Below are 24776 nucleotides of genomic sequence, written 5' to 3' on the forward strand. Positions count from 1 at the left end.
CAACAAGCCCCCAGCCTGCAGGGACTTGTGTTTGCTCGCTTATTGTTATTCAACCCTCCCAGACCGTCGCAGGTTTATTGACGTGATAGTCATAAAAACCCTGCAGCGTCCAGGTATCACCCTTGCGTTCGAACGCCGCACGCCACGCACCTCTGCCGCTTCCGGGGGAGAGCTGGGCCATGTCATACCAATAATATTTGTTGATTCGCTTGGTGGTTGCCCTGCCGGCACGAATGTCGTCCATGATCTCCGTGATCTTGGTCTTGGCCGCGTCCGGGAAGCTGTTATAGGACATCTGTGTTTCCGCCAGAGTGCTTGCGCTTACGATGAACTTGTCCTTGACCGGCGATGTTTCCGGCGGGGTTGCAGGCGTGCTGGTGGCCGGGGTCTTGCCAGGCACTTTTTTCGAAGGGACCCGGGTCACCACCTCGATATCGAAGGTGTCGTAGTTCGAGAGCTCTCTTGTAAACCTGGTGATGTCCTCTTGGGTAACCAGTAATGTTTTTCTCAGTGACTTACCTTTTTTGACGATGAGATAGGGAATCTTGTTGTTCCGAATTTCCGTCAGAAGCCCGGGCTTGTGTAGTTTTTTCATCTCTTCCCTGAAGATTTCCAGCTTCTTGCTTTTGTACACCGCAAAGTTTTCAGGCGTTTCCTTGTACTTTATCTTTGCGGCGTCGACTTCAGGTCCTTCCCCGGGGAAGTCGATCCCCAGCTCGGTCCAGACTCTTTGTTCGGCGGCGGCAACCACGTCATGGATATCCGCCTGTATCTTGGTCATCGCGGCTTTCTTCTTGCCCTGTTCGGGAATGATCGTGACGAACAGTGCACCGGTGAGGTTGTCGGGCAGGGATGACATCATCATCTTGAAATTGCCTTCACTGTCGAAAAGCTCGCGCCTGAGCGGCAGTGTCATGTCGAAGATGCGGATTTTCTGGGTCGAGTTGAGTTGCAGGCCTTGGGATTCGAGATCCTTGGTGCAGTAATCGACTGCCTGCCACACGTTGTATTTGTACATCAGATTTTCGTGTGACGTTTTGTGGGGCGTGAAGCTGCGCAGTCCTTTGTTTATGGCGTCGATTCGCGAGCGATAGACGTTTATATCGCTTATGCCCATTTCACTCATGCTCTCGTGCACGATACGCTCGGCCAGTTCGTCGGGCATCGAGTAGATGACTTTCCTCGCTATGGAAACCACGTTGCGGGAGGGCCAGTGATGATCCACCAGAACCCCTTCGACCAAGACGTTGTAGATTTTGCGCTGCGCTGTCTCCGGGGGCCGACTGAACGGATTCTGCAGGTTTCCGCCACCGAGCAGTCGCAGCGGTTCCTGGAGTTGCCAACGACCGTTTTTCCAGGCCACCCTTCGTTGGTTCGACCGATTGCTGGACGCGTAGATAATCTGCTCACCCTCCTGTATCGCTGTCTTGCAATAGTCCTTGCCCAGCTTCAAGTAACCTTGCCCGCTGGCGTCCCGATACCGGTCACGACCTTCGGGCACCCATCCCTTGCGGTTGAAGCCTTTCAGAACGAAGGGTTCCAGCTCGGGGTCCGGCATGCGAGGCAGCGAGGACAGCATCGGGCGCCCCATGCTGTGACGGCGCGCCGCGCCGGCCATGATCAGATCCTGTCCGGCCTCTGCCAATACTTCGCCCAGCCCGCTGATAAAGTCTTGCGCCCACTGGCTGAAGCTGCCGCCTTCATCCTGGACCGCCGATACCGCGGCGCCACCCGCCATGGTCGGCAGGATCGCGCGGCCCAGCACTCCGCCCAGGCGGCCGGCGTAAAACATGGACATTGCGCCGGTCAATAACGCGACACCCTTGCGACGTCCGTCCTGTGCCGCGGCGCTGTCGCGTTCGGCATTGCTCACGGTCAGCGAGCCAGCGGTCTGGAGCGCGTGGGTGATCTGGGTCTCATGCAGTGCCTTGAACAGGTTTTCCTTGACCACGGGCGAATAGACATTCGACGCAAAGTCATCCTGGACCCTGTGTTTTATCCACGAGAAGCTCGGTTGCGTGATCTTCTTGATTTTCTCGTTGAGCGTCAGGTTTTCCGATGCCGGGACCAGGCTGGCCAATTGATCGGCCTGTTCCAGCAGTGGCAGTTGCGATATCAGCCAGCGGGCCATCTCCAGCGTGGCGGTAAGCGTCTGCACCAAGGCTGTTTCCAGCGCTCGATCACTGTTCGCATCGACGTCCCTGAACGTCTTGCCGTCCGGTGCCCCGGGGGTGTACAGCGTCAGCGAGGGGCGGCTCGCCAGTGTCTTGACCCCGAATACAAGGATTTCCTTCAGCACGTTGCGGCCCCATTGAATCTGCCGGACCACCACCTCGTGGCCGTTGACCTGCCTGCGGCCTTGCGGTTCCGGGCTGTCCAGCGCGGTCAGCACCAGGTTGAGTCCGGTCTTGTCCTTGTCATGCCTCAGGTCGCCGGAGATATGGGCGGCCCAAGCCTGGGCGCGCATCTGTTTGGCTTTCAAAGCCATCCATTGCGGCTGGTGGCTGCGCGCTGCCAGTTGCAGTTCGGCCGGCAGCCGGGCGCCCACGTTCGCCCGCTCGATGATATGTACGATCTGCGCGAAGCTCAGTGGTCCTTCTACGGTCACGTGAGCGGCATTGCGTTCGTCCGGGGTCAGATTGGACATTGCCCACTGCGTCATGGAACGGCAGTCATCGACTATGGCTTTGACCTTGTCCAGCGCTACGCCTGAGCCAAATGGCGATTCACCTGTCGGAGCGTGTGGATCGAGGACCTGCTTGCGGATACTCAGGATGATTCGGTCTGGGTCGGCCGGGGCGTGCTTTTCCTTGATGAACCGGGCAAGCAGTTCACGAGTCCGTTCCTGGAGCGCGTCCTGGGTGGCCAGGGTCACCGGGTCCGGTTGTGGCGACACGTCTTCCAGGGTTTTCTGCAGATCCTGTACCGCCCTCCACCACGCCACGCGGTCGCTGCCAGTGACGTTCGGATTGCCATGCAGCCAGTCATCCAGTTTTTTCTGGTTCAGTCGCAGTTCGCGCTCGTCCATGACACCCGCCAGGTCCAGCCTGTCGCCGATGCTCGCCGCGGCGTCCATCCTGGTGACCCATCCGCTGAGTTTTTCGCCTTCGGCCGGGCCGCCCAGCAAAACATCATTCAGGGCTGCCTTCTGGGTCGCCCGCAGGTCCGCGACCAGATGGGCGAGGAAGTTCTCGGCCACAGGGGTGGTGCCCACCCTGTCAGCGGCGCCAGCGTCCTTTTTCAGGCCGGCTTTCAGTGCTGCCAGGTCCCCGTGGATCTCCAGCGGGTCGCCCGGGCTGTACAACACTGCGTGTCCCGGATGGTCGTTGCTGTCGTGTTGGGTCAATGCGATGGCGGAGCTCAGCGGTACGCTGAATCCCCATCCCTCGGGCGTAATGTCCAGCACGTAGACGCCAGGTCGCAGACGCTCCGGGAGGCTGGCGCGAGATGTCGCGTCCGGAGCCGCCAGCCCCAGGTCCGCCACCGCCTTATGCATCTGCGGGCTCAGCGTCCCGTCCAGGAGATGAAGATCGGCCTGGGCCTTGAGTTGTGTACCGAATTGCAGCGCCAGCCAGTCGCCGACGTGACGTCCCTGGCTGAACGCGGCGGGTTTGGACCAGAAGTCATCCAACGCTTGCGCCAGTAGCTGCCCGAAGGAAGCCGTCAGGGTGCTGACCATTCGCCTGAGTGCCTCCTTTGCGCTACGGCTGTTCAGCACTGGCGGCATTTGCGTGGTTTCGCCCTGGTTCACAAGGACATCAATGTCGTCCGGTTCGAGGAAAAATTCGTACGTATCGACCTTGCCGGCGATGGCCCGCCAGACCAGCGTGTCGAGGTCCACCGTGTCCGTCACCCGGCGTGTGGCGGGCCCTTCAGTGGTGCGCTCGGTTGGAGGGATAGCCTCTTCTCGTCGTGTGTAGACTGCCAGTTCATGGACATTCACCTCGTCCGCCAAGGTGGGAAAGGTGTGTTTGAACCAGTAGTCCAGATGCTGCTTCGCTATTTGCGAAGCCCGTGGAATGGCATCGTTCAAGCGGATCATCTGCTGTTGCGATGCCGTGAGTCGGTTCGTCAACGCAGCGCTATCGACCTGGGGCGGGCTGACAGACGGAGTGGATGGATTGTTGTCCTGCATGTGCTCTTCCTGAGTTGTTTTCGGAAGAGCAACCTATTGGAGTGGCGCCACCAGCGTGCGGTATATAGATACCGCACCTGGCGGCGCGAGGCGGCTTAAGAAAGGAATGAACTTTGTCTCCCACAAGTCAAGTCTGACCAGGGTTCAACGCCAACGACGGAAAATCAGCGACGTGTTGACCCCGCCAAAGGCAAAGTTGTTGTTCATCACGTATTCGTGGCTCATCGAGCGGAATTCGTTGCGCAGGTAGTCGAGCTTGCCGCACTGGGGATCGACTTCGTCCAGGTTGAAGGTGTGCACATAGCGGTCGCGGTTCATCATTTCGATGCTGAACCAGGACTCCAGCGCCCCGCAGGCCCCCAGCGTATGGCCGAGAAAGCTTTTCTGCGAGCTGATGGGCATGTGTTCGCCGAACAGGCTGCTGGTGGCCAGGGTTTCGGCGATGTCGCCCTGCTCGGTGGCGGTGCCGTGGCCATTGACGTAGCCGATGGCGGCGGGTGCAAGGCCGGCGTCTTCCAGGGCCAGTTCCATGGCCCGGCGCATGGTGGCCTGTTCAGGGCGGGTGGCGTGCTGGCCGTCGGCGTTGCTGCCGAAGCCGACGACTTCGGCATGAATGCGAGCGCCACGGGCCAGGGCATGTTCCAGTTCTTCAAGGACCAGCATGCCGGCGCCTTCGCCGATCACCAGGCCATCGCGGTCCTTGTCATAGGGGCGCGGGCTGGTGTTGGGCGCATCGTTCTTCAGGCTGGTGGCGTAGAGGGCATCGAAGACCATCGCTTCGGTCGGGCACAGCTCTTCCGCGCCGCCGGCCAGCATCAATGGCAACCGGCCGAACTTGATCGCCTCGTAGGCATAGCCGATGCCATGGCTGCCGCTGGTGCAGGCGCTGGACGTGGGGATCATCCTCCCGGTAAGCCCGAAGAAGATGCTGATATTGGCCGCCGTCGTATGGGGCATCATCCGCACGTAGGAATTGGCGTTCAGCCCTTCGGCCACGCCGTTGAGCAGCATGTTGCCGAATGCCTTGACCTCGTCAGTGCTGCCGGTGGACGAACCGCAGGAAACGCCCATGCGCCCGTCCTTGATCGACTCATCATGCAACAGGCCAGCGTCGGCCAGGGCTTGTTCCGCGGCACTCACCGCCATCCGGGAAACCCGGCCCATGCTGCGCAATTGCTTGCGTGTCCAGTGGGCGGGGACCTGGAAATCATCCACAGGCCCGGCCAGGCGCGTATTCAATTCGGTGAAACGATCCCACTCATGCATGCGCCGGATGCCGCTGCGGTTGGCGGCGAAGTTGGCGGCGATGGTCTCCCAGTCGCTGCCTACGGAGGTGATGCCGGCCATGCCGGTGACGACGACACGCTTCATCAGCACAAGCCTCCGTTGACGGCCAGGACCTGTCGGGTGATGTAGCCGGCCTCGGCGGACATCAGGAAGTTCACCGCGCCGGCCACTTCTTCGGGGGTGCCCATGCGTTGAGCGGGGATCATTTTCATCAATTCATCCACGGGCACGTTTTCATCGAGCATAGCGGTATCGATCAGGCCGGGCGCGACGCAGTTGACGGTGATCTTGCGCTTGCCCAGTTCGATCGCCAACGCCTTGGCCGCGCCGATCAATCCGGCCTTCGAGGCGCTGTAATTGACTTGGCCACGGTTGCCGATCAGCCCCGAGACCGAGGTGATGCAGACGATCCGTCCGGCAGCGCGACGACGGATCATCGGCATCATCACCGGGTGCAGCACGTTGTAGAAACCGTCGAGATTGGTGCGCAGCACGCTGTCCCAGTCCTCTTCGGTCAAGGCAGGGAAGGCTCCGTCGCGGGTCAGGCCGGCGTTGAGTACCACGCCGTAGTAGGCGCCGTGAGTCTCGACATCCGCTTCGAGAATGGCCTTGCAGGCGGTGCGGTCGGAGACGTCGAATTGCAGCACCCGGGCGTTGCGGCCCAAGGCCTGGATTTCAACCTGGACGGCGTCGGCCTCGGCGCGACCGCTGCGGCAATGCAGCACGATGTCATGCCCGGCCTGGGCCAGGCGCAAGGCGATGGCGCGGCCGATACCACGGCTGGAGCCGGTGACCAGTACGGATTCAGTCATGGCTGGTTTCCTGTTGCGGACGGTTCATGAAGATAGTGGGCCGCCTGGGGTGGGCGGAATACGTTCAGCCGGGCGCTGGCATGAATGCCGGGTGCCTCGATATGGCACTCGAATACACCCATGCCGTTGTCGTCTTCCAGGGACCGCATGCCATGGATGCTCAGTTCGCTGCCGGCTGGAAAATATTCGACGTTGCACTCGAACTTACGGGTGCCGAGCAAAAAGCCCAGCGCCACGGTATCGCCACGCTGGCGCGCATGACAACCGGCGAAGGCCGCGACGCTCTGGGCCATCAGCTCGATGCCGACCCAGGCCGGCATTGCGCCATTGTCGAGATTGAACAGACCGCCGTGCTTGACGGTGGCATGGGTAAGGATCTGTTCATCATCGAACGCCACGACGCGGTCGATAAGGATCATGTCACCCGCGTGGGGCAGCAGCTCGGCGAGCGGCCAATCGATCATGGGGCGTCTCCGATAATCAGGCTGACGTTGTTGCCGCCGAAGGCGAACGAATTGCTCATCAGGCGACGGGGCACGGTCGGGTCCAGGCGACTGTGGGCGTCGGTCCAGGCCAGGGGCGGCAGGTCGGGATCGGCCTGGCCGTCCCAGACGTGCGGCGGCAGGGCCCCTGCGGTGTTTTCGGCGCTCAGGCACAACCAGCAGAATGCCGCTTCCAGCGCCCCGGCAGCGCCGAGCGTGTGGCCGGTCATGGGCTTGGTGGAGGAACAGGGCACGCCCGCTGCGAACAGTCCGGCCACTGCGAGGCTTTCCATGGCGTCGTTGTGTTGCGTGGCGGTGCCGTGCAGGTTCAGGTAGTCGATCTGGCTGGCCTCGAGACCTGCGCAGCGCAAGGCTTTTTCCATGGCCTGGCGCGCACCGCGACCGTTGGGTTCCGGGGCGGAAATATGGTGGGCATCGGAGCTGGCACCGTCGCCCAGCAGGGCAATGGGTGCACCTTCGCCTGGCGTCTTGCTCATCAGAAACAATACGGCTGCTTCGCCGATGTTGATGCCGCTGCGGTTCACCGAAAACGGATTGCAGCGTTCCTGGGAGACTGCTTCGAGTGCCGAGAACCCGTTGAGGGTCAACTTGCACAGGCTGTCCACGCCACCGCAGAGCACCGCGTCGCACAGGCCCAGGTCGAGCAGCCGCCGGGCGCTCATCAAGGCTCGGGCGCTGGACGTACAGGCCGTGGAGATCACATAGGAAGGACCGCTCAGGCCAAGCCAGTCGGACAGGAAGTTGGCCGGCGCGCTGAGTTCCTGTTGCTGGTAATCGTAACCAGCGGGAAAGTGTTGCTCGCGCAGGTAATGGGCGATGCCATGGCTGGCTTCGTCGATCCCCGAGGTGCTGGTGCCCAGGACAATGCCGATGCGGGCGCGACCATAGGCCTGGATGGCTCGGTCGATCTCGGGGCGAATCTGCAAACCGGCCTCCAGCAGCAGCTGATTGTTGCGACTGCCATGGGCCGCGAGGACGTGGGGGATTGGCGCCAGTTCACCCGCTACAGCCGCCACCGGCAACGCCCGTTCGGCCACCCAGCCTTCCTCGACCCGCAGGCCCGAGCAATCGCCGGCGAACAGATTGCGGACAACGCTGTGTTTATCGCGGCCCAGGGCACAGATCACACCGAGGGCATTCAAATAGGCGGTCATGGGGTGCTCTCGGTCAACGACGTGATGCGGTAGCGCGGGCCTTGGGGCAGGCTCAGTTCAAAATCCAGCGGCTGCTTGTAGCGCACCTGCCAACGGGAATCCAGGGTTCGTTGCTGTGGTTGTTCCTGTCGCCGGGCCGCGGGGTAATTATCGAACAGTTCGGCTTCGGGCGTCAGGGCAAACAACAGCGCGGCGAACAGTTCCCGGGCCTCGGCATTGGGCGGCAGCAGCCCATCGGCCTGCCACTGGCCATCGACCAGGCGTTGCCGGGCCTGGGGAATCCCCAGCGGGTCCATCATCGACCAGCGAATGCCGGCGCCTTCGCGCTGGATCACCAGCAGCCAATCCTGGCGTTGCCCGGCCAGTTGCCGCTCGATGTGCAATTGCAGCGGCAGGGCCAGGGTTGGCGTGCGCTCAGGCAGAGGCGCGTGGCTGGCGCAGGCGCCGAGCAGCAACAGCCAGCCGAATAACAGGACGTGCAAGAGTGGGGTCCGCTTCATCCGGCAGCCTCTTCGACCGGTTTGCGGGCCACCACGTTGACCAGGGTTTCCTCCCGCTGGCCGAACGGCTTTGGACGACGCAGGCCAACGCGCTCCAGTAAGCCGAAGTCCCTGGCGCGGCTCCACCACAAGTAGGGATAGGACACGTTGCATTCTTCGAACTGGAACCCCTGGCGGCGGATCATTTGCAGGTACTGCGCCGCGCTTTTCTGTACATGCATGGGATGACGGAACAGCCAGCGGATCACCCAGGTATCGATATAGGCCTCGGTGGACTCGGCGAACATCAGGTAGCCGCCGGGCTTGAGCACGCGATGGAACTCGGCAAGGGCTTTTTCCTGCTCCACCAGATGATGGAAAGTCTGGTGACAGAACAACAGGTCGACGCTGGCATCCGGTATCGCCAGCACCGCGCAGTCGCTGCCGATCAGCTCCACGGCCATACCCTGGCGCTCGGCTTCTTCGGCACTCAGGGCGAGGCTATGGGGATCGGCGTCGACCCCGATCAGCCGTTGCGGCGCGAATACCTGGCGCAGGTACTGGAACGACTTGCCCTGTCCGCAACCGGCGTCCAGCAGCACCGGGTTGGCGGGCAATGGATGGTCGAACAGGCTGCGCAAGTCATTGATCGCCACCCGCAACACATGGTGCTGCCAAGTATGGCTGCGCAGGAACCAGAAGCCGAAGCGGGTTTCTTCGACGTAGCTGTCGCTCAGGTAGCTCATGGTCGCGCCCTCATGGCGCCGTGCTCGCACAGATTTGCGAGAGCATGCGCAGCCGGCGCTTGGGTTCGCTGACGAACGGATTGCGCTCATCCCAGGCATAGCCGGCCAGGATCGAACTGATCATGCGACGGATATCCGCCGAGCCTTCGGTGTAATAGATCACGTCCTGGAAGGTGCCGGCGTACCAGCCTTCGACGTAGCAGCGGAAGGTATCGACACCGCGCTTGAGCGGTTCGGCGAACTCGCCTTGCCAGTCCACGCTTTCACCCTGTAGCTGGCGATGAAGCACGCCGGCGGCCATGCTCGCCGAGCGCATGGCGATGGTCACGCCGGAGGAAAACACCGGGTCGAGGAATTCGGCGGCGTTGCCCAACAGGGCAAAGCCTGGACCGTGCAAGGTTTTCACGTTGGCGGAGTAGCCGCCAATGGTCCGCGCCGGGGTGTCCCAGACCGCATGGGCCAGCACACCGGACAGGCTGGGGGTTTCGTCGATGAAGCCGCGCAGGCAGGCATCAAGGTCGTCGGTGCGGCCGGCGAAATGTTCCGCCGCCGCGACCACACCCACCGAGCAGCGCCCGCCGCTGAACGGAATGGTCCAGAACCATATGTCGCGTTTGCTGGGGTGAGTGGTGATCAGGATCTTTTCACGGTCGAACGCCGGAGCATCGATCCGGTCCTCGATGTGCGTGAACACCGCTTGGCGTACCGGGAAATTCGACGGTGCTTCCAGATCCAGCAGGCGCGGCAGGACCCGGCCATAGCCGCTGGCGTCGAGCACGAATTGCGCCTCGACGCGGTACTCGCTGCCGTTCTCGCGCAGCACTCCCAGTTGCGGTTTGGCGAGGGTGAAGTCGGCGCTGGCGATGGCTTCGCCATAACGGATCTCCACCCCTTGCAACGCCGCCTGGTCGGCCAGCAGTTTGTCGAAGTCTGCGCGCTGGACCTGGAAGGTAGTGGGTTTGCCTTCACTGAAAGTGTCACCGAAATCGAACGCGCTGTAGCGCTCGCCCCAGACGAAGGCCGCGCCGTTCTTGCGCTGGAAACCGGCGGCATTCACCGCCTCCAGCATGCCAGCCTCTTCGACGAAGTCCAGGCAATGGGACAACAGGCTCTCGCCGATGGAGAAGCGCGGGAAATGCTGGCGCTCGATCACCAGAACATCGTGGCCCTTGCGCTTGAGCAGCGCGGCGGCGATGGCGCCGGAAGGGCCTGCGCCGATGATGACGACCTGGCGACGTTCCATTTCAATCGTAGACATTTGGACTCCTTGCCGGGGCGGCGATGTTCGAATGAGTAGCCTTCACGGGGTCGATTCCTGCGCGGGCATTCGGTGTGCCTGGCGTGCGGCCCATGGCGCCAGCAGGAAACTGAATGTCAGCCCCAGGCTGACCGCCAGGCCGAAGTTGCTCACCGCCGGTGTGCTGGAAAGCGCCAGCAAGCCGAACGACAGCCAAGTGGTGACCGCCGCCAGCAGCGTGCCCAGCAGACTTACGGCGGCGCCGCCGATCTGTTCGCGCATCAGGATCGCATAGTCGACGCCGATGGCCGTGACCAGCAACAGGCCGAACAGGCTGAACAAGGTCAGCGGCTGTCCCAGCCAGCCGAGGCTCGCCAGGCTGCACAGCGCTGCCAGCAGAGGCAGGGCGACGATGCGCAGGGCTGCGCCGACACCGAAGGGCCAGACCAGCAACAGCGCGATCAGTACGCAGGAGGCCAGCTTCAACTCGGCGGCGCTGATTTGCGTGGCGGCGAACACCCGGTTCAGGTCCCCGAGGCGATCCACCAGCTGTACGCCGGGCAAGTCCACCGCCTGTACCCGCAGCAGCGCAGCATCGTTCAAGCCCTGCAGGCTGACCACTGCAGCCACGCCCTGCTCTGCGTCCAGCCCCGTCGGACCGAGCCAGAGCGTGCGATACGGCTCGGCCAGCGGCCCGCTGAGCGCGGCGTCTATATCGGTAACGGGCAGGGCCTGCAATTGCGCCAGTTCCGCCTGCAACGCGCTGACTGGCACGCCCAGGTCTAGCAGTGGTTGCCAGAACGCCGGCAGTCGGGCCAGGGCTTCACGGACTTTCTGCTGTTCGGCGGGCGCGCTGACCAACTGATTCAGCGACAGGTAGCCCTGGAGTTTTTCCAGGCCGACCAATTGGTCCAGGCGCTCGTTGAGTGCGGTCTGGCGTTCCAGCAGTTGAGCCTGATCCTCGGCGCGGATCAGGAAGAACTGGCTGGTGGGTTGGAAACCGGTGATGCGGGCGATGACCTGGGCTTCCTCGGTCAAGTGTCGAGGTGTGCCGATCCACTGCCGGATATCGTTTTTCGTGGTCAGGTGCCAAAGCCCTCCGGCGCAGAAGATCAGCAGCAGCGCCAGCAGGATCGGTGTGCACACCCGCGCCAGCAGCGCCTGGCGAAGTTCGAGCAGGCGTTCGCAGAGCCGCAACGGCCACTGGGCCGGACGCAGTTCCACACCGTTGAGCAGCGCGGGCAGCAGGCAGACCGCCGTCAGGTAGGCCCCGGCCAACCCGGCGGCGGAAAAGATCGCGATCTGGGTCAGCGCCGGGAACGGTGTCCAGGCCAGGGCCAGGTAACCGATGCAGGTGGTCGCCAGGCTCAGGCTCAGTCCCGGCAGGGTCAGACGCAGGGCCGGCCAGCTGCGCCATGGCTTGAGGCTCCAGCTCTTGGACAGGTAATGCAACGGATAATCCACCGCCACGCCGATCAGGCTGGAGCCCAGCACCAGGGTCATGACATGCATGCGCCCGAACAGCGCCACGCAGGCCACCGCGCCAAACAGCATGCCCACCAGCACGGGCACGAACGCCAGCCAGACCCGCAGGCGACGAAAGGCCAGCAACAGCAGCAACAGGATGCCGACCGTTGCGCCACCGCCGACCCAGGTGATTTCCCGCGAGGCCTGCTGCTGCCCGTTGGCGGCGTACAGCAGGCCACTGGCGGCCAGCAATTGCCCCTGTGCCTGGCCGGCCTGGTCGCGGCTGCGTTGCAACAGCTCGGCCACTTGCAACGGCAGATTCATGTCGAAGGCATTGCCATGGGTGCGGGCCCGCAGCATTACCCAGTGTTTGCCGTCGGCTTCGGCCACCAGTGCACCGCTGGCCACGTCCAATTGCACCGCGCCGCGTTGGGGCTGGCTGTTCTGGATTCGGGTGGTCAGGCCCAGCCAGTCGTCCTGGCTCGGCACCAGGCTGAAGCCGTTGAACGGGTCGAACAGGGCCTGCACCCGTTGCTGGATGAAGGCCTGGGGCTGTTCGATCAATTGCTGCCGGTCTGGCGCCGAGAGCATCGCCAGCCGCCCGTTGAGCAATTGCGTGCGCAACGCCGGCAGATCGGCTTGCAGGGTCCATTGGACCTTGTCGAACAACCCGCTGGCCTGCCATTGCTCGCCGAGGGACTGCGCCAGGGCGATAGCCCGTCGGCGATCACCATGGCCCACCAGCACCAGTACTTCGCGGTTCAGCGGCTCCTGCATACGCTGTTCGGCGATGAGCTCCAAGGCGTCGGGGGAGGTGCCCGGCACCAATTCCATGAGGTTGGCCGACAATGGCGCGCCGTTACGCCACTGCCAGCCGGCCAGAGCCAAAACCGCCAGCAGCAGGATCAGGAACAGCCGCGGCAGCGTGCGTTCACTCGGCAAAATCATGTTGCTCCGCTTCGCTCAAGGGCTGCGCGCTGGTGCTGTCCTGCATGCGCAGCACAGTGCTGTCGCCTTGGGTTTCCAATAATTCGATGCGCTGCACCAGCTCACCGCCGTCGATGTTGATCTGGTTGAAGACTTGTTTGAGCAACACCGAGCGTGGGGTCAGGGTGAGCTTCCATTGCTGCGGCGTACCCGACAGGCTCAGCTCGAAATCCCGTTGCAGGCCACTGCTGTCGCCCTGCAATACGGCCAGGAACAGGCGGTTCTGCTCGGCGCCGGCGCTCTTGTTGGGCAGCATCTGCCAGGTGTTGCCTTCGCGCCGGGCAATACCTTGGGCAGTGATCCGGTAGTCCTGTTGCAGCGGGGTTTGCAAAAGCCATAGCAGGCCGTGCTGTTTGGCCAGGACAAAACGCCCCTTGCTGGTGAGGGGCTGGGGCAGGGCGCGCAGGTGTTTTTCCTGGATGAATTGTCCGTGGATCACCTCCGGACGGGCCAATTGATCGCTCAACTGTTGCAAGTCGAAAGCCTGGGCCAGGGGCGCCAGGCCGCACAGCCACAACCAGAGGGACAGGCGCTTCATGGCAGTTTCCTTTCTACGGCGTCGACAAAGACCCGGGGCGAGGCCAGCAGCATTTCGCGAGTCGCGATGTCCACCGCCACTTGCACCGAACTGGCGCGGGTCAGGCGTTCGCCGGTCGCTGCGTCGCTGATCAGGTAATGGATCTTCAAGCGGTTCTCCCACTCCACCAGGCTGGCGCGCACGGTCAGCACCTGGCCGAACACGGCGCTGCGCACATAGCGCAACTGCAAGTCGATCACGGGCCAGGCATGGCCGGATTCGAGCATGTCGTTGTAGTTGTGGCCGATCAGGTCGAGCAACGCACAACGGGCCACTTCCAGGTATTTGACGTAATGGCCGTGCCAGACCACGTTCATCGAATCGACATCGAAAAACGGCACCACGACCTGGGTATCGACATGCAGCACGCCCTGACTACGCATGCAGCCTCCAATGCTGTCCGGCGATGCGTTGCAGGCATAGACGCAGTTCGCCTTCCAGGGCGCGGTCTTCGATGACGGGCGGGAAATCCTCGGCCAACTGCGCGTGCATGGCGGCCAAGGCGGGTGGCAGCGGTCGGGCGTCTTCGGCGCGGCTGCGCAGCCATACGCCCTGGTTGGCCGCCAGCAGCGTCGCGGCGGCGACCTGCTCGGTCAGCTCCAGCACGCGGATTGCGTCCCGGGCGGCGATGGTGCCCATGCTGACCTTGTCCTGGTTGTGACATTCGGTGGAGCGTGAGAAGACGCTGGCCGGCAGAGTGTTTTTCAAGGCTTCGGCGGTCCAGGCGCTGGCGCCGATCTGCACGGCCTTGAAGCCATGGTTGAGCATCGCCCGCTCGGCGCTGGCGCCGGACAGGTTGCTGGGCAGGCCATGGTTGTAGCGTTCGTCCACCAGCAGGGCGAGCTGGCGGTCCAGCAGGTCGGCAACGTTGGCCACCAGATTCTTGAGGCTGTCCATGGCGAAGGCAATATGCCCGCCATAGAAATGCCCGCCGTGCAGCACACGTTCGGCTTCGGCGTCGATGATCGGGTTGTCGTTGGCGCTGTTGAGTTCGGTCTCGATGAACGACCGCAGCCAGCCCAGGCTGTCGGCCAGCACGCCGAGCACGTGGGGCGCGCAGCGCAGGGAGTAGCGATCCTGCAGACGGTGCAGCGGCGCGGTCGGAGCGTCGATCGCCAGGTCCTGGCGCAGCCACGCGGCCACTTGCGTCTGCCCCGGATGGGGCTTGGCGGCGAACAGGCGCTCGTCGAAGTGTTCCGGGTTGCCTTGCAGGGCGACTACGTTCAGCGCGGTGATGCGGGTGGCCAGTTGCAGCAGGTAGTCGGCCCGGGCGAAGGCTAGGCAGGCCAGGCCGGTCATCACGGCGGTGCCGTTCATCAGCGCCAGGGCTTCCTTGGGGCGCAGCACCAATGGGGTCCAGCCCAGCTCGCGGTGCACGTCGGCGGCCGAGCGGCGCTCGCCACGGAACATCACTTCGCGTTCGCCGGACAGCGTCGCGGCGATGTAGGACAGTGGCGTCAGGTCGCCGCTGGCGCCCACCGAACCTTCTTCGGGGATCAACGGCAGGATGTCATGTTCGAGGAAGCCCTGAAGCCGCTCCAGCAGTTCCACCCGCACCCCGGATACGCCGTGGCACAGCGACTGCAAACGCGCCGCCAGCACCGCGCGCGTGGCCTGGGCGTCCAGCAACTTGCCCAGGCCACAGCCGTGGAACGTGTACAGGTGACGCGGCAGGGCCTCGACGTGGTGCAGTGGCACGGCCACGACGCAGGAGTCGCCATAGCCGGTGGTCACGCCGTAGATCACGCCTTCCTTGTCCAACAAGGAGTCGAGGAACTGCGCGCCCTTGGCGATGCGCTGGCGGAACCCAGGATCGTCCTGCAGTTGCGTCGGCGCCTGACGGTTGGCCAGGGCCAGCACGTCTTCGATGCGCAAGGGGCGTTCGCCGAAGGTTACCGGCTCAAGAGTGGGCATCGTCATCGGTCTTCCAGAAAGGATAAAAGTTGAACCACTGTTGCGGGGCTTCGAGGCAATACCGCGCCAAGCGCTCGGCGTATTGGCCGGCCCAGTGGGCGATCACTTGCTCGCGGTCACCGCGCTTCCACACAACGGCCTCGGCGAACGGTTCGAGGGTGACCCGATAACGCCCCTCGTGCTTGAGGCACATCAGCAGGTTGGCCGGGCATTTCAACAGGCCGGCCAGCAACCAAGGTCCTTGGGGAAACGCGGCGGGAGAGCCCATGAAGTCCACGGTCACGCTACGACCGCCGTGCAGCGGTACGCGGTCTCCGGCGATGGCAAGCCATTCGCCGCGTTCCAGGCGCTCGCTCAGTTGCAGCATGATCACCGGATTCAGCTCGCTGACCTGGATCAGTCGCAGGTGTGTGGCACCGGCCTCGCCCAGCAATCGGTTGAACTGCTCGGCGTGCTTGGTGTGCACCAGCACATTCATGGTCACCTTCTCGCCGAGCTCGGCCAGGGCCCGGCACATTTCGAGGTTGCCCAGGTGAGCCCCCACCAGCATCTGCCCCCGTTCGCCGCGCAGATGGTTGCGCAACAGCGCCGTGTCGACGATTTCGATCTGTTCGATGCCGAGTTTGCCGTTCCAGACGTCGAGCTTGTCCAGCAGGGAATCGGCGAACGCCATGAATTGCCCGAAGACTCGCCAATGTGTCGGACGTAGCTCGGTACGGCCGCTCCAGTCGGCCAGGCGCCGCTGGTACTGCCACGCCGCATGCCGGGCGCTGCGGCCGAAGATGAAGAAGTACAGAACGATGCCGTACAGCAACGGGCTCAACAGTCGGCGGCCCAGTACCCTGGCGGCGAACGCCGTGAACTTCATCAGCCAGAAACTGCCGCGTTCCTGGCGATCGGCCCAGTGCTGCTGGTCGGTACTCATGTCCGCCACCGTCGCCAGAGAATCAGCGGCAGGCGCACCAGCATGCCGAAGAACAGCCGGGTGTGCATGCGGGTAATCAGTACGTTGTCGTGGAACAGGCGGAAATGCGAGACGCCGTCCTGCGGATAGTGAACCCGGGTGCGCAACCAGCGCATCGGCTGCTTGCGCCACGCCAGACGTACCAGGACGTCCGAATCGAAATCCATGCGCTTGCCGATATTCGCCGAGCCAATCAGCGCCAGGGTCGCAGGCAGGGGATACACCCGGAAGCCGCACATGGAGTCGCGGATTTGCAGGGACAGGCTGTTGATCCACACCATGACGTGGGTCAGGTAACGGGCGTACAGGCGGCCTTTGGGCACGCTGGCGTCATACTGAGGATAGCCGCAGATCAGCGCATCGGGGTAAGCGCGGGACTCGTCAATGAAGAGCTTCACGTCGCCCAGGTCATGCTGCCCATCAGCGTCAACCTGCAAGGCGTGGCTGAAACCCAGGCGCGAGGCTTCCCGCAGGCCTGTCATCACCGCGCCGCCCTTGCCCTGGTTGACCGCCAGCCGGACCAGGTAGACCTGCTTATTCTCGGCCAACTGTTCCAGCACCGCAGCGCAGGCCGGGCTGCTGGCGTCATCCACCAGCACACAGGGCAGGTTATTGCCGAGCAAGGCCTGGACCACCGCCGCGATGGCGGTTTCATGGTTGTAGACCGGGATGACGGCGCAGGGGTTATGCATCAGCCACTCCCAACACTATTCGCCCGCTTGAGCAGGTTGCCGTGTCATTGCGGTAAGCGAAATAGAGCTTGCCGCGTTCCCGGTCAAAGCGCAGGTGCAGTTGGACCTCATCGCCGGGGCGAATCAGTTGCTGGAATTTCAGCACTTCCATGCCGACGAAGCGGGGGGGCAGGTCCAGCAGCTGTCGGCCAAGGCTCAGGGCCCAGTCGACCTGGACTACGCCGGGCAACACCGGCGCGGTGGGAAAATGCCCGCTGAAGTACGCCAGGTCCGGGGGAACCGCCAGTTGCAGGCTCCATTCACCGTCGGCTTCAATTTTCTCCAGCACTTCGGCGGCTTTCGGACGTGGCGCCAACAGCAGGGCTTCGACGTCGGCCTGGGGCAGTTTGCCCTGGGCATTGAAGGGCAACTGCCGCAACCAGCGCCAGCGTCGGGGCAGTGCCAGGGGCTCGCAGTGGCCGCTCAGGTGTTGGCGCAAGGCCTCGGTGATGGCGCGTCGTCCCAGGCTACGCAGAGTGTGGAGGCCGGTTTCGTTCAGTACTACCAGGGCGCCGAGAGAAGCACGATTTTCCTGTACCACCCCGAGCCGTGCTTCGCTGACCCATTCGTGGGCTAGCAGGGCCTGTTCAAGCATCGGCAGGGAGATGCGTTTTTCTTCGAGCTTGACGATGCGGTCCAACCGGCCAAGCAGTTCGAAGCGTCCGTCGGCCGCGATCCGTACCGCGTCGGCGGTGTGCTCCACATGGCCGGGCGGCAGATAGGGCGAAGCGATCAACAACGCACCGTCGCGGTCCTGGCTCAGCTCGACGCCGGCAAAGGGCAGCCACCCTTCGTCGCCCTGGCGCCAGGCGATACCACCGGTTTCCGAACTGCCGAATATTTCCGTCGGCCATTGCCCAAGGCGCTGTTGCAGGCGTTGGGCAGCCTCTGTCGGCAACGCGCCGCCGGAAGAAAATACCCGGCGCACGCCGCTCAGGGCTGGCCAATCGAGGTTGTCGCCCATGCGCTTGAGCAGCGCCGGGCTGGCGACCCAGGCGAAGGCCGGGTGCTCACGGCTGGCGCGTTGCAGGTCTTCCGGGAAAGCCACTTGCCGGCGCACGAAAGGGCGACCCGCGCACAACGGCCAGAGCACCCGGAACAGCAAGCCATAGATGTGCTGGGCGGCAACACTGCCAATGATGCAGGCCGGCCCGAGGTCGGCGCCCCAGAGCTGTTCCAGGGCCTGTACTTCCTGGCTCAGCTGTCGCAGGTTTTTCTCGATGCGCTTGGGCTCGCCGCTGGAACCGGAAGTGCACAGGGTCAGCCAGCACAGCTCCGGATCCAGTTCGGCGGGGGGCAGCGGTGCTTGCTGCACATCACGGGGATGGGCGTCGCCGGTTTGGTCGGTCAGCCACAAGTCGACATCCGCTGACCAGCGTTGGCGGGTCTGTGCCTGCAGGTCAGCGGGCAGCAGCACGTGTGCTCCGGCGCGCCAGGCGCCGAGCAGGGCGATGGCCAGGTCGGCGGCATCTTCCAGGTGCACGGCCACATGCCGTACGTCCCTGGCCCGCAGGCCCGAGGCCAGGCGCAGTGCCTCGTCCCGCAATTGCGAGTGATTCATGACCGGATCGACTGCCATGAGGCGTTCCGGTCGAGCGTCGAGCAACATCTGCTCAAGCGTTATCCAATTCATGGGCGGCCTCTTACCCGTTGTCGTATGAGCCATTCAATGGCAAACAGCAGCCCCATCAATCCGTAGGAAATCAGGCCTGTATACAACATCCACCAACTCAGTGGCGCCCAGAGGGTCAGGGCGGCGGCGAATAAACCGTTACACAGGAAAAACACACACCAGACCACCGTGACCTGGCGGGTATAAACCACCGCTTTTGCCGACAACTGCGGCTCGCGCAGGCGGGCGATGCGTTCGATCATCGGCGGGCCGTACTTCAGGCTCAGAATAAACAGCCCGAGCATGAAAGCGCTGATCAGCACCGGGTACCAACGCAGCAGGAGCGGGCTGTCGAACAAGGCGAGCAACACGCAGAACACGATCGCCGTCACCGCCATCCAGCGTGTGCCGGGTCCGCCTTTTCCGAGCACTGAGCGGGCCAGCCAGAGGCTACCCAGCAGCAGGCCGAACTGCCACGGAGCGTAGTGCTCCATGCCGAAATACACCGCAAAGGGGTAAAGCAGGCCTGCCAATAGCAGGCCGAGGCCAATCAACCGGCTCATGCGGCCGGTTGGACCAGTCGATAGACCGCCTCGACCACATCGTTGACGGTGCGCACGGACTTGAATTCTTCGGCGGCGATTTTCTTGCCGGTCTGGCGCTTGATGTGGTCGATCAGATCGACCGCGTCGATGCTGTCGATCTCCAGGTCCTGGTACAGGTTCGCTTCCAGTGTCACACGCTCCGGTTCCAGCTCGAAGAGCTCGACCAGGGCATCGCGCAGGGTGTTGAAAATGTCATCACGAGTTTGCATGGTCCGGTCTCAAGCGCGTTTTGCGGTGACGAAGGCAGCAAGGCTTGCCACATTGCTGAAATGGTTGCGGGTGTCCTTGGCGTCGGCATCAATCTTGATGCCCCACTTTCTCTGGATCGCCAGGCCAAGCTCCAGGGCATCCACCGAGTCCAGGCCCAGGCCTTCGCCAAACAGGGTCTGGTGATCGCCGATATCGTCGACACTGATGTCCTCAAGGCCGAGGGCGTCGATGATCAGCTGTTTGATGTCACGGTGCAGATCGCTCATCTTCGGCGAGCTCCTTGATGTAATAGTGATGCAAAAAATCGTTGAGCCTGCGCGAAGCCTGGGGCGCAGGACCGAGCGCGGCGAATGCCTGTGGATCTATATCGGCCCCCACATGGAAACTGAAGTGCACGCGGCGTTGGGGGATGCGGTACCAGGGTTCGGCTTTGGTCAGGGTGGTGGGGCTGACCTTGATCGTCACGGGCGTGAGAATTTTCGCACCCCGCAGGGCGATGGCCGCTGCGCCCCGATGAAAGGCCGGCGCCTGGCCGGGCTGGGTCCGTGTACCTTCCGGAAACACGATAAGGGTCTGGCCATCCCTCAGGGCATCGCTGGCGGCATCGAGCATGTCCATACTGCCGTCGTTGCTGATGTATTGGGTCGAACGCAACGGGCCACGGGTAAAGGGGTTGTCCCACAGGCTTTTCTTCACCACGCAGTTGGCATCGCGCACCAGCCCGATCAGGAACACCACGTCGATCAGCGACGGGTGGTTGGCAATGATCATCTGCCCGGGGCGGCCAAGCTTTTCCGCGCCGTCGATCCGGTAGGTGAGCACGCCGGTGCGGGCCATGAAGCGGATGAAGAACCAGAACAAGCGTCCAACCGTGCGCCGAGCCCGTTGCCGGTGGGCCTGGGCATCGCCAGGCCAGCGGGCCAGCAGCGGAAACACCAGCAGGCGCAGGCACAGCCCGCCCAACCCGAACAAGGTAAAACTTGCCGCGGTGGCGAGCAGGCGCCAGTAATAGGCGTCGCGGTGTTTTCCTGTCACCGGTTGCGTTGCCAGGTCCATACACGATTCTTCCAGGCATGTTGGCAGGTGGTTTCGTTGTTCAGCAGCGTACGCACCAGATCAAGGGCATGGGGCCATTCGCTGCCTTGCGGTTGGGCGTGCGGGGATGACAAGGTCAGTTGCCAGTCGTCGCCCCGGGTCAGTAAAAGCCCTACCGCATAGGGAAACGGCACATCGTCCACCCAGGGTGAATACACCTGGGGCGGCTGTTCTTCGGCAATGACCAGCAATACTGCCTGCGCGCCTTCATTCAACAGCGCGACGGCTTCCAACACGCCATGTTCCAGCCCGTCGCCGGTCGCGGCCAGGGCGGTCATCTCGCTGGTTTCGCCGCGCATGATCGACCACAGGCCGATCACCGCGTTATGCACCGACAGGCTGAACTGCGTCGGTGACAACGGCTGGTCGATGGCCAGGTCCTTGAGAATCTCAAAAGTGCGTGGGGTTTCACCGTGGCGGGAAATAAAGACCAACGGCAGGTCCGGTCGATTTTCTGCCAGGGGCCAGCCGACACTGAAGGCCATCCGCGCCAGGCGGCTGAGTCGCCGACGCTGCATGGCCGGCAGGAACGAGACGTCAGGGGCGCCGTCGCCTGGGGGCAGCATGACCGGCTGTCGGCTCCACGCCTGCCAGTCGTCCACGCTTTCGAGCCCTGGGGCCCAGGCGCGCCATTGGGCGATGTTGAAATCGATCACAGAATTCATCCCACCCCTGCGGGCTTTTATTGTCACGGTTCAGTGGTTTGACCCGCGTCCAACCCTGCATGATCTTGCGACCCAAGTGGCGCGCATTATCCCGGTGCGGTTGGCTTGTAGCAAATAATGGTTACATTGGCGTGCAGGGAGATTTGAAAGGTCACCCCGGCCTCAGAGACATCATTGTCGCGATTATGACGAGCCTGTCTGTCAGCTGCTTCCGTAAGACTCTGGGCGAATTGACGCCTCCTATTCGGAAAAAGCCACTAACGCGGTAGTCCATCCATTTCGAAGGTAGCGAAGCGAGGGCTTGCCCTACTACACTCGGGAATCTTTGATACACGGAGGTTTTGCCATGCGGCGTGTGGTGTTCAATCAGAAAGGTGGCGTGGGCAAGTCCAGCATCGCCTGCAATCTGGCGGCAGTCAGCGCCAGTGAAGGGTATCGCACGCTGTTGATAGACCTGGATGCCCAAGCCAATTCCACTCAATACCTGACCGGTCTCACCGGCGACGACATTCCCATGGGCATCGCCGATTTCTTCAAGCAGACGCTGTCGTCCGGGCCTTTCTCGAAGAAGAACAAGGTCGACATTTACGAAACGCCGTTCGACAACCTCCATGTCGTCACTGCCACCGCCGAGCTGACGGATTTGCAGCCCAAGCTGGAGGCGAAGCACAAGATCAACAAACTGCGCAAACTGCTCGACGAATTGGACGAGGATTACGACCGGATTTATCTGGATACACCGCCAGCATTGAATTTCTATGCGGTTTCAGCGTTGATCGCCGCCGATCGGGTATTGATCCCCTTCGACTGCGATAGTTTCTCCCGTCAGGCGTTGTATGGTCTGCTGTCGGAAATCGAAGAACTCAAGGATGACCATAACGACAGCCTTGAGATCGAAGGCATCGTCGTCAATCAGTTCCAGGCACGCGCCAGCCTGCCGCAGCAGATGCTGGATGAACTGATCGCCGAAGGCCTGCCGGTACTGCCGGTGTACTTGAGTAGCTCGGTACGCATGCGCGAATCCCACCAGGCAAGCTTGCCGTTGATCCACCTGGACGCGCGGCACAAGCTGACCCAGCAGTTTGTCGAGCTGCATGGGTTGTTGGAAAACGCTTGATTTACGGCCGATGCGGGCCTCTGTGGGAGCGGGCTCGCTCCCACAGGAGCTGGTGTGTTTTCAAATGCCCTGGCTACGCAACCAGCCCATCAGCTGCGGCAAGGGCAACGCGCCGCTCTGGCGCGCAACCTCCCGGCCGTTTCTGAACAGGATCAGGCTGGGAATCGAGCGAATCCCCAATTGCGCCGATAGCTGCTGATTGGCTTCGCTGTCGAGCTTGGCCAAGCGGCATTTACCCATCAGTTGCGCGGCGGCCTGCTCAAACACAGGCGCGAAAGACTTGCAGGGTCCACACCAATCCGCCCATACGTCGACCAACAGCGGCAGGTCGCCTTTGATCTGACTGGCATAGTCGCCTTGTTTGAGTTCGAACGGTTTATCCAATAGCACCGGGGACTTGCAGCGTCCGCACTTGGGCCCGTCTGCCAGACGGTCGGGGGGCAGGCGATTGAGGCCGTTGCACTGGGGACAGGGAATCAGCATAGGGTCAGGCATGACGGGCCTCCAAAAGACGGTGATGAGCCTGATCTGGTGCCGTCGGCGTGGATTATCAAGGGTTGCCATTCATCAGATACGTTGCACGGATGGCGCGCCCGGACCTCAAAAAAACACCGCGTATCCATTCGCAACCCATGGAGGTCCCATGAGTCATCCAAGAAATGATGCCCTTGACGAAGTAAGGGGCAACCCCAACGACGACGGCTTCGTACTTGGCACGGCCGGTCGCGACGAAGACCCGAACGCCGCCCCTGCCTATGCAATTGACCGTCGTCATGAGCGGGACGAGCTTACCCCGGAGGATGCCCGCGGCATGCCGGGCTACCCTGAGAAAAAGCCACCGACCGAGCCGACCGAGAACGATGGCGCCGAGACGGAATCTGGGATCGAGACCCCTGAACAGGGAAACGACAAAGTGGGGTAAGCGACCCCCATCCGGTCACAGCCGCCGATGGTCTGGCTTGATGCCGTGCAGCCTGTTCAGGACGAGCAGCTGATTTCCAGGTGCTTGCCCCACTCGGGCGGACGTTGGGCGTACGCGTCCATGCCCGGTTGCTCTTCGAACGGGTTGCTCAGCACGCTGTGCAAGCGGCGCACTTCGTCGTAGTCGCCAGACTCGGCGGCGTCGATGGCGTTCTGTGCCAGGTAGTTTCGCAGTATGTACAGCGGGTTGACCGCATGCATGCGAGTACGGCGCCGCTCTTGATCGATGGCGCCTTCGCGGTTGACCCGGGCGATGTAAAGCTCACCCCAGGCGTCGAAACCCTTGAGGTCGACGAAGTCATCGCGCAGGGTGGCGATGGCCTGGCCGGGCGCCTGGTCTCCCAGGCGGCGGAAGAACAGGCTGTAGTCGACGCCGCTGTTCTGCATCAACTGCAGGAGCCGTTCAACCAGTTTCTGGTCATCCTCTTCGGCGCGGGTCAGGCCGAGGCGGCGACGCATCAAATCCAGATAGTGGGCCTGGTACAACGGCAAATACAAACCGAGGGTCTCGCGCAGGGCCTCGACGCTGATGAAGGGCGTCAGGGCCTGGGCCAGGGCACTGAGATTCCATTGGCCGATGGGCACCTGGTTGCTGAAGGAGTAGCGGCCCTGGTCATCGGAGTGGTTGCAGATGAAATTGGCGTCGAAATCGTCGAGGAAGGCGAACGGTCCAAAGTCGAAGGTAATGCCCAGAATCGACATGTTGTCGGTGTTCATCACCCCGTGGCAGAAGCCATAGGCTTGCCATTTCGCAATCAGTTCAGCGTTGCGCTCGACGATTTCTCGAAACATTGCCAGGTACGGCTCCGGCTGCTCGCGGCACTCGGGATAGTGCAGGTTCAACACATGCTCGGCGAGCGTCGCATGCAGCTCGGGCTTCTTGGTGTAGTAGAAGTATTCGAAATGGCCAAAACGCACGTGGCTCGGTGCCAGGCGCAGCACCATGGCGGCGCGTTCCTGTTTTTCACGCCACACGGGGGTGTCCGAACCGATCACGCACAACGCCCGCGTAGTGGGGATGCCCAAGGCATGCAGCGCTTCGGAGGCGAGGAACTCGCGGATCGAGGAGCGCAGCACCGCGCGTCCGTCGCCCATCCGCGAAAACGGTGTTTGCCCGGCGCCCTTGAGGTGCAGGTCCCAGTGCTGGCCGGCTTCGTTGTACACCTCTCCCAATAACAGTCCGCGGCCATCGCCCAGTTGCGGGTTGTAATGGCCGAATTGGTGCCCGGAATACACCATCGCCCGTGGCTCGGTTTCGGCCCACAGCTTATGCCCGCCGAACAGCTCGGCGAACAATGGCGCCTGGGCTTCGGCCGGGTCCAGGTCCAACAGCGCCATGGCGGCCGGGCTGGCGACGACCAGTCGGGGGTTGTCGATGGGTTCAGGCAGGACATGGGCCGAGAAACCGTCGCCCAGGCGGGCGAAGCGGTTATCGAAGGTCAGGGTTTCCAGCGTTTTCATGGCCATCTCCGGCGCGATGCCTGCTGGCACCGGCGCG

At 62.8% G+C, this 24776-nt stretch carries 24 protein-coding genes; 2 read left to right on the forward strand and 22 right to left on the reverse strand.

The features are described 5' to 3' along the window. Positions 1–49: 49 nt before the first annotated feature. The 20 genes from LCU97_RS16065 to LCU97_RS16160 all read right to left on the reverse strand — a co-directional run bounded on the left by LCU97_RS16065 (position 50) and on the right by LCU97_RS16160 (position 21180). The gene (locus LCU97_RS16065; protein ID WP_232777151.1) at positions 50–4135 is read right to left on the reverse strand and encodes a dermonecrotic toxin domain-containing protein; all 4086 of its coding nucleotides are present in this window, start codon (positions 4133–4135) and stop codon (positions 50–52) included. Between the two features lie 144 nt (positions 4136–4279). After that, the gene (locus tag LCU97_RS16070; RefSeq protein WP_053147709.1) at positions 4280–5506 is read right to left on the reverse strand and encodes a beta-ketoacyl-ACP synthase; all 1227 of its coding nucleotides are present in this window, start codon (positions 5504–5506) and stop codon (positions 4280–4282) included. Then, complete coding sequence (fabG, locus tag LCU97_RS16075) at positions 5506–6234, reverse strand: 3-oxoacyl-ACP reductase FabG (protein WP_053147708.1); 729 nt, start codon at positions 6232–6234, stop codon at positions 5506–5508. Before fabG ends, LCU97_RS16070 begins: the two co-directional genes overlap by 1 nt. Continuing rightward, the gene (locus LCU97_RS16080; protein ID WP_232777152.1) at positions 6231–6698 is read right to left on the reverse strand and encodes a hotdog family protein; all 468 of its coding nucleotides are present in this window, start codon (positions 6696–6698) and stop codon (positions 6231–6233) included. Before LCU97_RS16080 ends, fabG begins: the two co-directional genes overlap by 4 nt. After that, positions 6695–7891, reverse strand: a complete 1197-nt coding sequence (locus LCU97_RS16085; protein WP_232777153.1) for a beta-ketoacyl-[acyl-carrier-protein] synthase family protein — start codon at positions 7889–7891, stop codon at positions 6695–6697. The genes LCU97_RS16080 and LCU97_RS16085 overlap by 4 nt, the downstream gene beginning before the upstream one ends. Further along, the gene (locus tag LCU97_RS16090) at positions 7888–8391 is read right to left on the reverse strand and encodes a hypothetical protein (protein WP_053147701.1); all 504 of its coding nucleotides are present in this window, start codon (positions 8389–8391) and stop codon (positions 7888–7890) included. Before LCU97_RS16090 ends, LCU97_RS16085 begins: the two co-directional genes overlap by 4 nt. Beyond that, positions 8388–9116, reverse strand: a complete 729-nt coding sequence (locus LCU97_RS16095) for a class I SAM-dependent methyltransferase (protein ID WP_232777154.1) — start codon at positions 9114–9116, stop codon at positions 8388–8390. Before LCU97_RS16095 ends, LCU97_RS16090 begins: the two co-directional genes overlap by 4 nt. A 10-nt stretch (positions 9117–9126) precedes the next feature. Then, on the reverse strand, positions 9127–10374 hold the full coding sequence (locus LCU97_RS16100) for an NAD(P)/FAD-dependent oxidoreductase (RefSeq protein WP_232777156.1): 1248 nt from the start codon (positions 10372–10374) through the stop codon (positions 9127–9129). 42 nt (positions 10375–10416) lie between these two features. Then, positions 10417–12768: an MMPL family transporter gene (locus LCU97_RS16105; RefSeq protein ID WP_232777157.1), complete on the reverse strand. Its 2352-nt coding sequence runs from the start codon at positions 12766–12768 to the stop codon at positions 10417–10419. Continuing rightward, entirely contained in the window at positions 12752–13345 is a 594-nt protein-coding gene (locus tag LCU97_RS16110; RefSeq protein WP_053147694.1) for a LolA family protein, read from the reverse strand. The genes LCU97_RS16105 and LCU97_RS16110 overlap by 17 nt, the downstream gene beginning before the upstream one ends. Continuing rightward, positions 13342–13767, reverse strand: a complete 426-nt coding sequence (locus LCU97_RS16115) for an acyl-CoA thioesterase (protein WP_053147692.1) — start codon at positions 13765–13767, stop codon at positions 13342–13344. The genes LCU97_RS16110 and LCU97_RS16115 overlap by 4 nt, the downstream gene beginning before the upstream one ends. Continuing rightward, positions 13760–15304, reverse strand: a complete 1545-nt coding sequence (locus tag LCU97_RS16120; protein ID WP_232777159.1) for an HAL/PAL/TAL family ammonia-lyase — start codon at positions 15302–15304, stop codon at positions 13760–13762. Before LCU97_RS16120 ends, LCU97_RS16115 begins: the two co-directional genes overlap by 8 nt. Beyond that, entirely contained in the window at positions 15285–16223 is a 939-nt protein-coding gene (locus LCU97_RS16125; RefSeq protein WP_232777161.1) for an LpxL/LpxP family acyltransferase, read from the reverse strand. Before LCU97_RS16125 ends, LCU97_RS16120 begins: the two co-directional genes overlap by 20 nt. Then, positions 16220–16954 (reverse strand): glycosyltransferase family 2 protein, encoded by a 735-nt coding sequence (locus tag LCU97_RS16130; protein WP_053147687.1) that lies wholly within the window; start codon positions 16952–16954, stop codon positions 16220–16222. The genes LCU97_RS16125 and LCU97_RS16130 overlap by 4 nt, the downstream gene beginning before the upstream one ends. Beyond that, positions 16947–18626 carry an acyl-CoA synthetase family protein gene (locus LCU97_RS16135; protein WP_232777163.1) on the reverse strand — a complete coding sequence of 560 codons (1680 nt, stop codon included), beginning with the start codon at positions 18624–18626 and terminating at the stop codon, positions 16947–16949. The genes LCU97_RS16130 and LCU97_RS16135 overlap by 8 nt, the downstream gene beginning before the upstream one ends. Further along, on the reverse strand, positions 18623–19168 hold the full coding sequence (locus tag LCU97_RS16140; protein WP_232777165.1) for a COG4648 family protein: 546 nt from the start codon (positions 19166–19168) through the stop codon (positions 18623–18625). The genes LCU97_RS16135 and LCU97_RS16140 overlap by 4 nt, the downstream gene beginning before the upstream one ends. After that, entirely contained in the window at positions 19165–19419 is a 255-nt protein-coding gene (locus LCU97_RS16145) for an acyl carrier protein (RefSeq protein WP_053147681.1), read from the reverse strand. The genes LCU97_RS16140 and LCU97_RS16145 overlap by 4 nt, the downstream gene beginning before the upstream one ends. A 9-nt stretch (positions 19420–19428) precedes the next feature. Beyond that, positions 19429–19686, reverse strand: a complete 258-nt coding sequence (locus tag LCU97_RS16150; protein ID WP_053147679.1) for a phosphopantetheine-binding protein — start codon at positions 19684–19686, stop codon at positions 19429–19431. Beyond that, positions 19667–20476 carry a lysophospholipid acyltransferase family protein gene (locus tag LCU97_RS16155; protein ID WP_053147677.1) on the reverse strand — a complete coding sequence of 270 codons (810 nt, stop codon included), beginning with the start codon at positions 20474–20476 and terminating at the stop codon, positions 19667–19669. Before LCU97_RS16155 ends, LCU97_RS16150 begins: the two co-directional genes overlap by 20 nt. After that, positions 20452–21180, reverse strand: coding sequence for a beta-ketoacyl synthase chain length factor (locus LCU97_RS16160; protein WP_053147674.1), 729 nt, complete (start codon positions 21178–21180; stop codon positions 20452–20454). Before LCU97_RS16160 ends, LCU97_RS16155 begins: the two co-directional genes overlap by 25 nt. A gap of 346 nt (positions 21181–21526) precedes the next feature. Here LCU97_RS16160 and LCU97_RS16165 point away from each other — a divergent pair, with 346 nt between their 5' ends. Further along, positions 21527–22297 carry a ParA family protein gene (locus LCU97_RS16165; protein WP_053147673.1) on the forward strand — a complete coding sequence of 257 codons (771 nt, stop codon included), beginning with the start codon at positions 21527–21529 and terminating at the stop codon, positions 22295–22297. Positions 22298–22357: 60 nt separating this feature from the next. Here the strand turns inward: LCU97_RS16165 and trxC are convergent, their stop codons facing one another. Beyond that, positions 22358–22792: a thioredoxin TrxC gene (gene trxC / locus LCU97_RS16170; RefSeq protein ID WP_232777166.1), complete on the reverse strand. Its 435-nt coding sequence runs from the start codon at positions 22790–22792 to the stop codon at positions 22358–22360. Positions 22793–22940: 148 nt separating this feature from the next. Here trxC and LCU97_RS16175 point away from each other — a divergent pair, with 148 nt between their 5' ends. Further along, positions 22941–23219 carry a hypothetical protein gene (locus LCU97_RS16175; protein ID WP_053147669.1) on the forward strand — a complete coding sequence of 93 codons (279 nt, stop codon included), beginning with the start codon at positions 22941–22943 and terminating at the stop codon, positions 23217–23219. Between the two features lie 56 nt (positions 23220–23275). Here LCU97_RS16175 and selO read toward each other — a convergent pair whose 3' ends face one another. Beyond that, positions 23276–24739 carry a protein adenylyltransferase SelO gene (gene selO, locus LCU97_RS16180; protein WP_232777167.1) on the reverse strand — a complete coding sequence of 488 codons (1464 nt, stop codon included), beginning with the start codon at positions 24737–24739 and terminating at the stop codon, positions 23276–23278. Positions 24740–24776 lie beyond the last annotated feature (37 nt).

The organism is Pseudomonas uvaldensis, assembly GCF_021271205.1.
GTDB lineage: Bacteria > Pseudomonadota > Gammaproteobacteria > Pseudomonadales > Pseudomonadaceae > Aquipseudomonas > Aquipseudomonas uvaldensis.

Excerpts from the sequence above, each read along its gene's own strand:
- LCU97_RS16115 (WP_053147692.1), bottom strand. The coding sequence starts at position 13,767 with ATGCGTAGTCAGGGCGTGCTGCATGTCGATACCCAGGTCGTGGTGCCG.
- fabG (WP_053147708.1), bottom strand. The coding sequence starts at position 6,234 with ATGACTGAATCCGTACTGGTCACCGGCTCCAGCCGTGGTATCGGCCGC.
- LCU97_RS16120 (WP_232777159.1), bottom strand. The coding sequence starts at position 15,304 with ATGACGATGCCCACTCTTGAGCCGGTAACCTTCGGCGAACGCCCCTTG.
- selO (WP_232777167.1), bottom strand. The coding sequence starts at position 24,739 with ATGAAAACGCTGGAAACCCTGACCTTCGATAACCGCTTCGCCCGCCTG.
- trxC (WP_232777166.1), bottom strand. The coding sequence starts at position 22,792 with ATGCCTGACCCTATGCTGATTCCCTGTCCCCAGTGCAACGGCCTCAAT.
- LCU97_RS16070 (WP_053147709.1), bottom strand. The coding sequence starts at position 5,506 with ATGAAGCGTGTCGTCGTCACCGGCATGGCCGGCATCACCTCCGTAGGC.
- LCU97_RS16105 (WP_232777157.1), bottom strand. The coding sequence starts at position 12,768 with ATGATTTTGCCGAGTGAACGCACGCTGCCGCGGCTGTTCCTGATCCTG.
- LCU97_RS16175 (WP_053147669.1), top strand. The coding sequence starts at position 22,941 with ATGAGTCATCCAAGAAATGATGCCCTTGACGAAGTAAGGGGCAACCCC.
- LCU97_RS16125 (WP_232777161.1), bottom strand. The coding sequence starts at position 16,223 with ATGAGTACCGACCAGCAGCACTGGGCCGATCGCCAGGAACGCGGCAGT.
- LCU97_RS16130 (WP_053147687.1), bottom strand. The coding sequence starts at position 16,954 with ATGCATAACCCCTGCGCCGTCATCCCGGTCTACAACCATGAAACCGCC.
- LCU97_RS16065 (WP_232777151.1), bottom strand. The coding sequence starts at position 4,135 with ATGCAGGACAACAATCCATCCACTCCGTCTGTCAGCCCGCCCCAGGTC.
- LCU97_RS16165 (WP_053147673.1), top strand. The coding sequence starts at position 21,527 with ATGCGGCGTGTGGTGTTCAATCAGAAAGGTGGCGTGGGCAAGTCCAGC.
- LCU97_RS16160 (WP_053147674.1), bottom strand. The coding sequence starts at position 21,180 with ATGAATTCTGTGATCGATTTCAACATCGCCCAATGGCGCGCCTGGGCC.
- LCU97_RS16100 (WP_232777156.1), bottom strand. The coding sequence starts at position 10,374 with ATGTCTACGATTGAAATGGAACGTCGCCAGGTCGTCATCATCGGCGCA.
- LCU97_RS16150 (WP_053147679.1), bottom strand. The coding sequence starts at position 19,686 with ATGAGCGATCTGCACCGTGACATCAAACAGCTGATCATCGACGCCCTC.
- LCU97_RS16090 (WP_053147701.1), bottom strand. The coding sequence starts at position 8,391 with ATGAAGCGGACCCCACTCTTGCACGTCCTGTTATTCGGCTGGCTGTTG.
- LCU97_RS16140 (WP_232777165.1), bottom strand. The coding sequence starts at position 19,168 with ATGAGCCGGTTGATTGGCCTCGGCCTGCTATTGGCAGGCCTGCTTTAC.
- LCU97_RS16145 (WP_053147681.1), bottom strand. The coding sequence starts at position 19,419 with ATGCAAACTCGTGATGACATTTTCAACACCCTGCGCGATGCCCTGGTC.
- LCU97_RS16135 (WP_232777163.1), bottom strand. The coding sequence starts at position 18,626 with ATGAATTGGATAACGCTTGAGCAGATGTTGCTCGACGCTCGACCGGAA.
- LCU97_RS16155 (WP_053147677.1), bottom strand. The coding sequence starts at position 20,476 with ATGGACCTGGCAACGCAACCGGTGACAGGAAAACACCGCGACGCCTAT.
- LCU97_RS16080 (WP_232777152.1), bottom strand. The coding sequence starts at position 6,698 with ATGATCGATTGGCCGCTCGCCGAGCTGCTGCCCCACGCGGGTGACATG.
- LCU97_RS16110 (WP_053147694.1), bottom strand. The coding sequence starts at position 13,345 with ATGAAGCGCCTGTCCCTCTGGTTGTGGCTGTGCGGCCTGGCGCCCCTG.
- LCU97_RS16095 (WP_232777154.1), bottom strand. The coding sequence starts at position 9,116 with ATGAGCTACCTGAGCGACAGCTACGTCGAAGAAACCCGCTTCGGCTTC.
- LCU97_RS16085 (WP_232777153.1), bottom strand. The coding sequence starts at position 7,891 with ATGACCGCCTATTTGAATGCCCTCGGTGTGATCTGTGCCCTGGGCCGC.